Origin of the sequence: Flavitalea plasmicola (genome assembly GCF_030546645.1) — a bacterium.
Taxonomy (GTDB): Bacteria; Bacteroidota; Bacteroidia; order Chitinophagales; family Chitinophagaceae; genus Puia.
The window spans coordinates 393,783-405,929 of sequence record NZ_JAUOTO010000004.1 but is presented as its reverse complement, the minus strand read 5'-3'; the positions used below and the strand labels follow the sequence as shown (position 1 = coordinate 405,929).

Below are 12,147 nucleotides of genomic sequence, written 5' to 3'. Positions count from 1 at the left end.
ATTTATGTATCTTCGGCAGAGTTAAAGTAAATCATGAAAATAATAGAAGTTTCTCCCATCCACCCGGCCAGCCCAAACCCTTCCATGCAGGACCTATCCTCCCTTATGGATAGTCTTTTCCGCCATTCCATCGATCATTCGCCCTGGCCGGCTTTCCCACAGGAACCAGCAACTTCCTTTACCATCGCCCACATAGAAGATGCCATCCTTCTCAAATTCTATGTGGCAGAACATGATCCAAGGATCACCTTCTATACAGCCAACGATCCTGTATACAAAGACAGCTGCGTGGAATTCTTTGTCTCATGGGATGCCGGTCGCACTTATTACAACCTGGAAAGTAATGCCATCGGCACCTGCCTCATAGGCTACGGACCCGGGCGTGAGAACAGAAGCCCCCTCTCACCCGAATTGATCCAGACCATCGGCCATTACAGCAACCTACCCTCATCCTCCCCCGATGAACCCAGCACAGGATGGTCATTGATCCTGAAGATCCCCCTGGAAATATTTATCCATGACAGCATAACCACACTCACCGCCATCGAAGCAAAGGCCAATTTTTATAAATGCGGCGATGACTGCGCCGCTCCGCATTACCTTGCGTGGAACGATATCGCAACGCCCGACCCGGATTTCCACCAATCCCGGTTCTTCGGAGATTTACATTTCCTTTAGCACGCTCACTAGCTCTTTTCTGGGGTCGTCAGTCTTCTTCGTCGCCGTCTCCGCCACGCTATTTAAGAATCGGACCTTCAGCCCGTCCCCCTCCAACACACACGTGATCCGGTCGCCAAAGATCGCCTCCACAAATCGCACGTTCAGCTGCAATGTATGATCGTCGATCCAGGTAGCAGTGCCGGCAATACGGGATGGCATGGGGACCATATCCTTACCTGAGAATACATACATCTCGCGACGATCATTCAGCACCCATTTTTCCCAGCCGAATCTCATAACAGTTACCTTATCTCCCATCCCAACCGCCAACCTGCAGCCCTCGTCTGAAAAACCAAATTCCAGGGTCTGAATTCCCCGTTCATTCGCTGCCAGCGTCCATTTTTTCGATGCATACCTGGACGACGAAGCGCTGGTGACGGCCCCTTTCACCACTGGAAGCGACAATGCCCGCAGCTCCTTTTCCAATGCCTCCTGTTCCCCTCGATCCTCCGGTAAGCTCCCAGCCCTCATTCCGGCTGGGATCGTATCCCAAATGATGTTCATGGACTTTTGCATATCAGGAGTTTGCCCCGTCACCGCCATCACCGCATCATGCTCCGGCATGACGATACAGTACTGCCCAAAAGCCCCATCGCCCCTGTAATAGCCATGCGTACAGCGCCAGAACTGGTATCCATAGCCCTGGGACCAGTCTCCGTTGTTCACCTGCGAGGTGGTTTGAGCGCTGGTGGCTTCATCGACCCAACTTTCCGCCAGGATGACATCTCCCTTCCATTTGCCTTTCTGCAAATACAGCTGACCCAATTTGGCAATGTCCTCGGTCCTCACGCGAAGCCCATATCCCGCCGTGTTCAATCCCTGGGGAGAAGTCTCCCAATCATATCCGTTGATGCCCAGGGGCTGAAATAGCCTCGGCGCCAGGTATTGCTCCAGCGTCTGCCCTGTCAATTGGTATACGATCGCCCCTAACATATAAGTATTGCCGGTGTTGTATAAAAAATGACTGCCCGGTGCAAACTCGACAGGCAGTGCCAGGTAGGTGCGGATCCAGCTGTCCTGCGAAGCCCTCATCTTAGGCATCGTATCTTCTCCATGACCCGTATTCATGGTCAACAGATGCCGGACCGTCATTTGTCGAAGATTATCACCAGGGTCGGCAGGCAGTTCTTTTGGAAAAAAGCTCATCACCTTCGTATGGATATCGAGCTTGCCTTCCTTCACCAGCAGCCCTATGGCCGTACTGGTAAAACTCTTCGACAACGAATATAAGGAGTGAACGAATTGCGGCTCATAAGGCTTCCACCACCCTTCCGCAACCACATGCCCGTGCCGGAGCAGCATAAAACTATGCCAGCTGATGCCCGACGAATTCGCCGCCGCAAGGAACTGCCGGATCGACGCAGCACTGACTCCTTGTGATGAAGGGCTGGCACGCGGAAGATCCGACGGACCTTCCATCATCCATGACGGACCCCATCCGCCCAATGCCGGTATGACGCCAAAACCGAGGATCCCGGCGCCGGCAGTCCTGATAAACTGTCTCCTGTTCGTATGCATATGGCTTGCTATTACATTTATTGATTAGCTCAATTTAGTCCTTTAAAGCTAATTATTTCTCCCACTTGTCACAACACCGGTAGTGCCCTCGCCACCTTAAAAAAAAGGAGCTACTTGAAAGGAACTCCGGACTTGCTTTTATGCATTCAAAAACCCCTGTCCGGTAAGTACATACACCTAAAAAAACGCATTTCCTCACATCAACGCAAATGTTAATATAATATGCACGTTTACAAGGATCACGCACCTCAGAAACTGCATGGCGACCGGTATGCTTTTTAAACTAATTCAAAACCTCAAAAAACAGCCAGGCCTTACCTGGCTTTCAGCAGTTTGCCTCTTCATAATGCTCTGTGTAGCAGGCATAATGGTCCGGAATAAGCAGGACATAGATGCAGCCGGACTCTTCCTTTATGGCTGCCTGGCCACGGCTTTCCTCGTCATGCTGCTGATACTGCACAGGATGAAGAGAGAGAATGATCTGCGCAGGATCACGGAACGTCAACTACGCTCCAGCGAATCCAAATACCGGGATCTCATCGATAATGTCAGCATCGTCATCTATTCCACCAACGTCGAAGGATACATCGAGTACGCCAGCGCCGGGGCCCTTGCCCTGACAGGATATTCCCCGGAAGACCTCATAGGTAAAAGATACACCTTCCTGGTAAGCCCCGGATTTCTTCAAAAAGTAAAAGAACATTACGAAAAGCAATTCCGAAAAAACATACAGGAGACGACGCTGGAATTCTGTACCACCACCGCTTCGGGGGAAACAAAATGGGTGGAGCAAATTGCGCTTTTATTAATAAAAGATGGCCGGCCCATCGGCTTTCAGTGTTTCGTCCGGGACATTACGGACAAAAAGAGGATGCAGCAGGAACTGGAAGCCTATGAGTTCAAATTAAAGGAAAATCAGCTGCTCCTGCAGTCCATCCTGGATAACACCACTTCCATCATCTTCGTAAAAGGCCTTGATGGCAAATATATCATCGCCAACCGCCGCTTTATGGAGATCTTACAGGTAGATGAAAAACAGCTGATCAATCACACCGATTACGATTTCTGCGACGCTGAGCAGGCGGACCACTACAGGGCCATGGATGAGAAAGTATTGCAGACAGGACGTTCGGTCGAGCTCGAGGAAAAAATGTCCACAGCCAACGGCCATATCCATCTTTTACTGGTCAAGTTCCCCTTGCGTGACAACGACAATAATATCCTGGGCATCGGCGGTATTGCTACGGATATAACGGAGCGGGTGCACCACCAGCACCAGTTGATTGCAGCCAAGACGGACGCGGAAGATGCCCGCAAAATGCAGGAACAGTTCCTTGCTAACATGAGCCATGAGATCAGAACGCCTATGAATGGCATCCAGGGTATGACGAACCTTCTATTGGAAACAAACCTGTCCCCGCAGCAGAACGAATTTGTAGCCATCATCGGCAGGTCCGTCGAAAATCTCATCGTCATCATCAACGATATCCTGGACATTTCCAGGATCAAGGCAGGCAAGCTGCCCATTGAAAAGATAGATTTCCGTCTGCAGGACGTCCTGGACAATGTCCGTTCCCTGTTTGAGCACCGCATCATCAAAAAAGAGCTCTCCTTTCACATGGACATCGACCCGATGATCCCCGGACGCATCCAGGGCGACCCGCACCGCCTGAACCAGGTACTGATCAACCTCGTAGGCAACGCCGTCAAATTCACTGAAAAAGGCGGCATAGGTCTGAAAGTGACAATACAGCAGCGAAAAGGAAAAGAGATCACCTTAATATTCGATGTGACGGACACTGGCGTAGGTATTCCGGAAGATAGCCTGCCCTATATCTTTGAAAGCTTCTCCCAGGCTGCCATGGATATCTCCCGGCGATATGGCGGGACAGGCCTGGGATTGGCTATCTGCCACCGGTTGCTGGAGCTGCAGGGCGGAGCCATCTCCGTCGCCAGTACGGTAGGCCAGGGATCCACCTTCACCTTCCATCTGACCTTCGGATGCGAAGAGGTGGTGAATACCTCCGGGCAAACACCTCATTTGCTCCAGGATGTCGCGGGTCTGCTGGCGGGCCGGCAGTTCCTCGTGGTCGAGGACAACCCCATCAATCAGAAACTGATGGGCTTTGTCCTGCAAAAAGCGGGTGCCGCTGTGACAATGGCCGACAATGGCGAAGAAGCCATTGAAAAGTTGAAGGTCCATACTTATGACCTCATCATCATGGACCTGCAGATGCCCGGAATGGATGGGTACGAAACGACGAGACAGCTGAGGGGGCATCTCCATATCCGTACCCCCGTGATGGCGATGACGGCAAATGCCCTGAATGGCGAACAGCTAAGGTGTCTGGAAGCCGGCATGAATGATTACATGTCCAAACCTTTTGAGTTCAAAGAGTTCTATGCACGCGTAACCGCGCTCCTCCGGAACTCCGGCACCACCTCGGCACAAGACATTCCCATCGGGGACATTCCAGACTTTTACAGTTTATCCCTGTTGGAAGAAGTGGGCGATGAAGGATACCTGCTGGATATTCTAAACACTTTTCTCACCAATCTGCCCGAACAGCTGGCCGAATTGCAGGATGCCGGCAAAGCAAAGGATCACGACAGGCTATTCTTTATTTCACACAAGCTGAAAGGCAGCTGCGGCATGCTGCAGGCTGCGACCCTCATCGAAAAGCTGGCCATCATACAGCAATTAGCCAAGGAAAGATCCGACGCTTCAAAAGTAGTGGACGAGGCTGCCGCCCTCTTCCATCGGCTACTACATCAGCTGGAGAGCGAAAGACACAAGCTCTCGGACATTCAGCTAAACTCCTGAACAATGGCCGGAAGCCATCCCTTGTGATCTTATAACGTATAGGCCTCATCCATCTTCCGACCTGTCCAGCACCGGCTTGATATCCACCACCGGCGTCCCGTCAATGGCCTCCAACGGTCCCACCTTTAATGATGTACCTTTCATCTCTAGCACTTTCACCCGGTGAAGCCCCAATGGATTGGGCCTGTCAGGGCTGCGCGTGGCAAATACGCCCGTGACCGGATTGTTACTATCACCCCTGGGATGCACGGCAAGAACATCCCGCCGCGACATATGAAACCAGGTGATCAGGATAATTTCATCCCCCGGGAATATGCCTTCCAGTCCCGCCGCCGCCTGCCCATTTACATGAAGCCAGACATCCGGCGCCCCCTCATATCCCTGCTTGGCCGCATCCTCTCTTTTTTTGACAGACGACTGGATAAACCCGATCGGCGCTAATTGATAATTACCGGCTGTTGTCATATACTTTTTTGCTTCCCATAAAGATAAAAACTATCTTGTTAAGACAATCTGCAAACAGTGACCCGCACTTTCGATATCATCGTCCTCGGTCTGGGCGCCAACGGCAGCTCCACACTGTACCATCTCGCCCGCACAGGTAAAAAGGTCCTCGGCATCGATCGCTTCCAGCCACCGCATACACACGGCTCCTCACACGGCGAAAGCCGCATCATCCGCCAGGCTTACTACGAAGACCCGATCTATGTCCCGTTATTGAAAGCTGCCTACCCCCTATGGGCGGACATTGAAAAAGCCAGTGGTAAAAAGCTTTTTCAAAAGACAGGCGGCCTCATGCTGGGCATCGAAGATACAGCCGTCATCAAAGGCTCCCGGCTAAGCGCCGAAACACATCATATCCCGTACGAATATCTCTCCTCGTCCGACTTGCAAAAAAGGTTCCCCGCCTTCCTGCCCCAGCCGGATACCGTTGGCCTGCTGGAAAATGAAGCGGGCATCCTCTTCCCGGAAGCATGTATCACCGCCTTCCTTACACAGGCAGTCCACAACGGTGCACATATGATCTGTAATGAATCGGTGCTGCATATCACACCAGGCAATGACAACGTGGAGCTGACAACCTCCACGGGAAAATATACAGCAGGACAGCTCATCCTCTCCGCAGGCGCCTGGACAGGACAGCTACTGCCGGAATTACAGCTGCCCCTCTCCGTCAAAAGACAGCCGCTGTATTGGTTCAAAGAAGGCGACCCATCCCGGGCAACACGCTACCTTCCCGCCAACATGCCCGTTTATATCTGGGAATATCTTCCGGGCCGCATGTTCTATGGCTTTCCCGACCTGGGTAATGGTATAAAGATAGCCTGGCACCACCGCGGTGAAACCATCCAGCCGGATGAGCTCAAACAATTCACCAGCTCCGAAGAAATAAGGGAAATGCAGCAGATCGCAGAAAAGTACCTGGGCATGGCGCCCATCTACAACACCTCCTTGGTATGTATGTATACCAATACGCCCGACGAGCATTTTATCATCGATCGCCACCCGGTGTTCAAAAATATTATTATCGCCAGCCCCTGCTCCGGTCACGGCTTCAAGTTCAGCAGCCTGACAGGAAAAATATTGAGTGATATGGCGACAGATAAGAAGATACCATTCGACCTGTCCCCGTTTTCAATCACAAGACCCGCGATATACCAACCCATAACCTAACCAGCCACCTTCGCCTCGATAAAATTCCTGGCGCTCTCCACGGCAGCCTTTAAGCCCTCAGGTCGCGTCCCCCCACCCATCGCATACGATGGCTGGCCACCTCCCGTTCCCCCGATCTCCTTGGCAGCTTCCTTGACTACATCGCCAGCCTTGAGTCCATGCGACTTGATGACCCCGTCACTCACCGCAACAGCGATCATCGGCTTATTGTCAATGACTGCACCCAACACCACATAATCGCTTTCCTTCCTCAGCTCCATCGTCAACTGCTTCAGCGCATTGGACGACGGCACCGTAACAACCTCAGCCAGGGAACTAAGCCCATCCTCCCTGCTCACCTTCTTCAGCAACGCATTTCTCAGCTCCATCACCTGGTGATGCTCCATCGTCTCCACCTTCTTCAGCAGCTCAGCCTTCTCCGACAACAATACTTCCACGGACTTGACCAGATCCTGCCCCTTTACCAGCTCCTTCACCCGCTTAACCAAACCGATCTGATCATCCACATACGCCAGCGCCTGCTTAGCCGTGACTGCCTCTATTCGACGTACCCCGGCCGACACCGACCCTTCTGACAATATTTTGAATAATCCTATTTTGCCCGTAGCAGAAACATGTGTCCCTCCGCACAGCTCTATGGAAAAAGCAGGGTCGAACACGATCACCCGTACAAACTCCCCATACTTCTCCCCGAATGTTGCCGTAGCGCCCAGCTCCAAAGCATCCTTATAAGGCATGTTCTGATACGCCACCAGCGCAATATTTTGCCTGATCTTCTCATTCACGATATCTTCGATCCGTGCGATCTCTTCATCCGTCACCTTGGCAAAATGCGAAAAGTCGAACCGCAAGAGCTCGTCATTCAAATAAGAACCCCGCTGTACCACGTGATTACCCAGCACAGTCCGCAAAGCACCCAGCATCAGGTGCGTAGCGGTATGATTGTTCTCGATAGCAGCCCGCCGCACATGGTCGATGGTCGCGACAACGGACACCGGCTCCGTCAGACCAACCAACACCTGTTCCAGCTTGTTATCGTTGGAAATATGGATCACCAGGCCCGCTTCCTTACGGGTATCATTAATCCTTACAACATCTCCGCCAAAAGATATCTCACCGCTATCACCCGCCTGTCCGCCCATCTCAGCATAAAAAGGCGTCCTGTCCAGCACCAGCTGATATTCCTTTCCCTTCTTTGTATTGACAATACGATACTTCACCAGCTGTGCCGGCGCCTCGGTATGATCATATCCTAAAAACTCAACGCCGTCGACTGGACCCAATTCCACCCAGTCGGAAGATTCCTTGACGGCATCCTTCCGGCTCCGCTCCTTCTGCAAGGCCAGCTCCTGTTCGAACCCTTTCTCATCCACGCTGAACTTATTCTCCTTCGCGATCAAGGCCGTCAGGTCCAAAGGAAACCCATAAGTGTCCGACAGCTCAAAAGCTTGCTTGCCGGATATGACTGCAGCCGTCCCGGATTCAGAAAAGATCTTTTCCAGCCTGCTCAATCCACCCGTCAACGTATTCAGGAACGACTTCTCCTCCTCTTCGACGACCCTTCCCACAAAATCGGCCTGCGCCTTCAGTTCCGGGAAGACATGCTCAAACTGCAGGGCAAGCAGGGGCACCAGCTTGTACATGAATGGCTGGCGAAAATCGAGGTATGAATAACCATATCGTATCGCACGTCTCAATATCCGCCGGATCACATACCCTGCTTTCGCATTCGAAGGCAGCTGACCATCCGCAATGGCGAATGACACCGCCCTGATATGATCGGCTATCACCCGCATGGCGACATCCGTATAGTTCTGCGCCGTCGTCGAAGGATCGGTCGTCTTCGTATATTTCTTGCCGGACATTTCTTCCAGCTTCCCAATGGTCCCCTGGAATACGTCGGTGTCATAGCTGGATTTCTTCCCCTGCAGCACCATACACAGCCGTTCGAAACCCATCCCCGTATCCACATGCTTTTCAGGCAGGTTCACCAGCGAACCATCCGCCTTCCGCTCGAATTGCATGAACACGATATTCCATACCTCCACCACCTGCGGATGATCCCGGTTCACCAGGTCCTTACCCGGTACCTTTTTTATATCCGCCTCGTCCCGCACATCCACATGGATCTCGGAACAAGGTCCGCAGGGTCCTACATCCCCCATCTCCCAGAAATTATCCTTCTTGGAGCCCATGATGATGCGCTCATCACTACCCAATATTTTCTTCCAGATGTCGAACGCCTCCTGATCTACAGTCATCTTCTCCTTATCGTCCCCGCCAAATACAGAGACATAGATCCTGTCCTTCGGGATCTTATATACCTCTGTCAATAATTCCCAGCCCCAGCTCAACGCCTCCTGCTTGAAATAATCCCCGAACGACCAGTTGCCCAGCATCTCGAACATGGTATTGTGATAGGTGTCAAATCCCACATCCTCCAGGTCATTGTGCTTACCGCTCACGCGAAGACACCGTTGCGTATCCGCAATACGCTTCGAAGGCGGCTTCGCATTTCCCAGAAAATAATCCTTGAACTGAGCCATCCCCGAATTATTGAACATCAGGGTAGGATCGTTCTTGGCGATCAGGGGTGCGGAAGGCACGATCAAATGTCCTTTTGATTGGAAAAAATTAAGATAAGTAGCACGTATTTCGCTTGAAGTCATTATTTAACGAATTATTTATATATTTAATAAAACCCAATCCTGCCGGGCGGCTCCAAAATTAATCCTTTTTAACGCAAAACGGGCCATACGGCCCATTTGCAATATCATTACCCGCCGGTTTTAATAAAAAAACATTACTCTTCAATTCCTATTCAAACTTTCTTGCAGCTTGCAGCTTGAGGCTTGCAGCTGACAGCTGACAGCTCACAGCTCACCGCTCTCCCCTCACAGCTCACAGCTCTCCGCTCACAGCCGGCCCGGAAGGTATCCGTTCGCCAGCTTATTAAATGCTATCAGTTGATTTCTTTTCCAATCCTCTCCATAACCCAGCTCCTCCGCTATAAGCGCCGCAACCCTGGGCGCCGCAGCAAGAGCAGCCTGCGCATCCAGGAATAATACCCTCAATCTCCGCGCAAGCACATCTTCGATCGTCCTGGCCATCTCATAACGCACCGCCCAGACAGCTTCCGCCTCCGTATAAGGCAGCCACTCCACCAGGCGACGCACTAACAGAGGTTCCTCCTCCATAAGCTCCCTGATCTTCCCCCCATCCGTTCCATAGACAGCCAGATGCTCTTCCATCGGGTGATCGCAGCAGCCATGTATCCTCAGCTCCTTCGTCCTGCAGCTCGCCGGCTCCAATACCCCCGCTTCGATCACCGTATCCAGGGTCTCCTCCGCCATCTTCCGGTAAGTGGTCCACTTGCCTCCCGTGATCGTAACCAGGCCAGACGGGCTCACCAACAACTTATGATCCCGTGAAATTTCCTTCGTCGCATGTCCATCTTCTTTAGGTGCAGCCAATGGTCGCAAGCCGGCAAAAACACTCAATACGTCTCCCCGCTCCGGAGGCACCGAAAGATATTCCTTCATCGTACCGAGAATAAACCCGATCTCAGCCTCCAACGCCCGGGGCTCCAGCAAATGCTTCTCCATCAGCGTATCCGTAGTGCCCACCAGCACATGCCCATGCCAGGGTACGGCAAACAAAACACGACCGTCCGAAGTTTTCGGGATCATCAATGCACTGCCGCCATCCAGGAATGATCTCTTCAACATCAGATGTACACCCTGGCTCGGCCTTACCATCGGCCGCGCATGCTCGTCCTCCATTTTTAAAATATCATCCACAAATACGCCTGTCGCATTGACGACCACCCTGGACCGCAACGTATATTCCTTTCCGCTCTCCATGTCTTTAGCCACTACCCCCTTCACCCGCTCCTTCCCAATCAGCCTGACTACCTTGAAATAATTCAGCAACGTCCCCCCCTCCTCTGCAGCTGTCATCGCCAGGTTGATCGCCAGCCGCGCATCGTCAAACTGGCCATCATAATACCGCACCCCTCCCCTCAGCCGCTGGGCATTCAATCCTGGCAGAAGATTTATCATCTCCTTCCGTTTGACATAGGCCGCCTTACCAAAACTGAAACGACCCGAAAGAATATCGTACAATGTAAGACCGGTTAAATACTTCAGCTGCTCCCACCAACTGTAACAAGGAATAATAAATGCCTGTTTCTTAACAAGATGAGCGGCGTTCCGCAACAGGATCCCCCGCTCATGCAATGCCCCGTACACCAGCTTGATCTGCCCCTGCGCCAGGTACCGCACCCCTCCATGCACCAGCTTCGTGCTCCTGCTGGATGTGCCTTTGGCAAAGTCCGACTGTTCCAGCAACAATACCTTATATCCCCTGCTGGCCGCATCTACAGCGATCCCCAGCCCGGTAGCGCCCCCTCCGATCACGATCATATCCCACTCCGGCGTCCGGATAAGCCGGTCCAGCTGGCTGGCCCGGTTAAAACAATTTTGTTGCTCCATCTATTTCGAAATGTTTCCTTTCATTATTAAAACAAAACTAAACAAACCAATTTGAAATTAAAAAATATTAATTCGAAACAACTCGAAATTTCATCCGGCCAATCGGCCGGCTGAAGAAATACCACTGTTTTACTATCTTTAGCGCAAGAACAGACTTATGGTAACAGACAGGCACCAGTTTATCATGCATCAGCTGCAGAGGGAAGGTAGGGTCAATGTATTGCAGCTATGTAAAGAATTGAAAGTATCCTCCGTCACTATCCGGAAAGACCTGAAACTACTTGAAAAAAAGAACCTCCTCTTCCGCACACACGGAGGAGCCAACGCCACCAACCCTTATACGGTCGACAGACCTGTCAATGAAAAAGAAAAGCTGCAATCCTCGGAAAAGGCCGACATCGCCGCCGCGGCCGCTCAGCTCATCGCTCCCAATGATTCCATCATCATCGCCTCCGGCACCACTGTGCTCGCCCTGGCAAAAAAGATACAGATCAGGGAAAGCCTGACCGTCGTCACTTCCGCATTGAATGTAGCCCTGGAGCTGATCAAACATCCCAATATCGAGGTCATTCAGCTCGGCGGCCTGCTGCGCAAAAGCTCATCCTCCGTCACAGGCCCCTACGCACAGAATATCCTCAATGATTTCTTCTGCACCAAGCTTTTCCTCGGCGTTGATGGCATCGACATCGAGCTAGGCCTCACCACCACCAACTCCATGGAAGCGCAGCTTAACAGGCAAATGATCGCACAATCACAAAAGATCATCGTACTATCGGACTCCACCAAATTCGGCAAAAGAGGCTTCGGCCGCATTTGCGGCCTGGAAGAAATAGACCAGGTCATCACTGACAATGGCATACCGGAACATTATAAAAAAACATTGGAAAGCCTCGGCATCGAAGTGACCATCATATAATC

The 12,147-nt window shown here is 51.8% G+C and carries 8 protein-coding genes; 4 read left to right on the top strand and 4 right to left on the bottom strand.

Annotation, left to right across the window (positions count from 1 at the left end; translation table 11 throughout):
- Positions 1–33: 33 nt before the first annotated feature.
- On the top strand, positions 34–678 hold the full coding sequence (locus Q4E93_RS15830; protein WP_303586792.1) for a carbohydrate-binding family 9-like protein: 645 nt from the start codon (positions 34–36) through the stop codon (positions 676–678).
- On the opposite strand, the gene Q4E93_RS15825 is transcribed toward Q4E93_RS15830, so the two are convergent.
- Entirely contained in the window at positions 664–2,238 is a 1,575-nt protein-coding gene (locus tag Q4E93_RS15825) for a serine hydrolase domain-containing protein (RefSeq protein ID WP_303586790.1), read from the bottom strand. The genes Q4E93_RS15830 and Q4E93_RS15825 overlap by 15 nt on opposite strands.
- A gap of 367 nt (positions 2,239–2,605) precedes the next feature.
- Between Q4E93_RS15825 and Q4E93_RS15820 the strand changes: the two genes are divergently transcribed.
- Complete coding sequence (locus tag Q4E93_RS15820) at positions 2,606–5,062, top strand: hybrid sensor histidine kinase/response regulator (protein WP_303586788.1); 2,457 nt, start codon at positions 2,606–2,608, stop codon at positions 5,060–5,062.
- 45 nt (positions 5,063–5,107) lie between these two features.
- Here Q4E93_RS15820 and tsaA read toward each other — a convergent pair whose 3' ends face one another.
- A complete protein-coding gene (gene tsaA / locus Q4E93_RS15815; protein ID WP_303586786.1) occupies positions 5,108–5,527 on the bottom strand; it encodes a tRNA (N6-threonylcarbamoyladenosine(37)-N6)-methyltransferase TrmO in 420 nt (139 codons plus the stop codon).
- A gap of 57 nt (positions 5,528–5,584) precedes the next feature.
- Between tsaA and solA the strand changes: the two genes are divergently transcribed.
- Complete coding sequence (gene solA / locus Q4E93_RS15810) at positions 5,585–6,736, top strand: N-methyl-L-tryptophan oxidase (RefSeq protein ID WP_303586784.1); 1,152 nt, start codon at positions 5,585–5,587, stop codon at positions 6,734–6,736.
- Here solA and alaS read toward each other — a convergent pair.
- Positions 6,733–9,405 carry an alanine--tRNA ligase gene (alaS, locus tag Q4E93_RS15805; RefSeq protein ID WP_303586782.1) on the bottom strand — a complete coding sequence of 891 codons (2,673 nt, stop codon included), beginning with the start codon at positions 9,403–9,405 and terminating at the stop codon, positions 6,733–6,735. The genes solA and alaS overlap by 4 nt on opposite strands.
- A 246-nt stretch (positions 9,406–9,651) precedes the next feature.
- Positions 9,652–11,229, bottom strand: a complete 1,578-nt coding sequence (locus Q4E93_RS15800; protein ID WP_303586780.1) for a glycerol-3-phosphate dehydrogenase/oxidase — start codon at positions 11,227–11,229, stop codon at positions 9,652–9,654.
- Positions 11,230–11,386: 157 nt separating this feature from the next.
- Here Q4E93_RS15800 and Q4E93_RS15795 point away from each other — a divergent pair, with 157 nt between their 5' ends.
- The gene (locus Q4E93_RS15795) at positions 11,387–12,145 is read left to right on the top strand and encodes a DeoR/GlpR family DNA-binding transcription regulator (RefSeq protein WP_303586778.1); all 759 of its coding nucleotides are present in this window, start codon (positions 11,387–11,389) and stop codon (positions 12,143–12,145) included.
- Positions 12,146–12,147 lie beyond the last annotated feature (2 nt).

Excerpts from the sequence above, each read along its gene's own strand:
- Q4E93_RS15830 (WP_303586792.1), top strand. The coding sequence starts at position 34 with ATGAAAATAATAGAAGTTTCTCCCATCCACCCGGCCAGCCCAAACCCT.
- Q4E93_RS15825 (WP_303586790.1), bottom strand. The coding sequence starts at position 2,238 with ATGCATACGAACAGGAGACAGTTTATCAGGACTGCCGGCGCCGGGATC.
- Q4E93_RS15820 (WP_303586788.1), top strand. The coding sequence starts at position 2,606 with ATGGTCCGGAATAAGCAGGACATAGATGCAGCCGGACTCTTCCTTTAT.
- tsaA (WP_303586786.1), bottom strand. The coding sequence starts at position 5,527 with ATGACAACAGCCGGTAATTATCAATTAGCGCCGATCGGGTTTATCCAG.
- alaS (WP_303586782.1), bottom strand. The coding sequence starts at position 9,405 with ATGACTTCAAGCGAAATACGTGCTACTTATCTTAATTTTTTCCAATCA.
- Q4E93_RS15800 (WP_303586780.1), bottom strand. The coding sequence starts at position 11,229 with ATGGAGCAACAAAATTGTTTTAACCGGGCCAGCCAGCTGGACCGGCTT.
- Q4E93_RS15795 (WP_303586778.1), top strand. The coding sequence starts at position 11,387 with ATGGTAACAGACAGGCACCAGTTTATCATGCATCAGCTGCAGAGGGAA.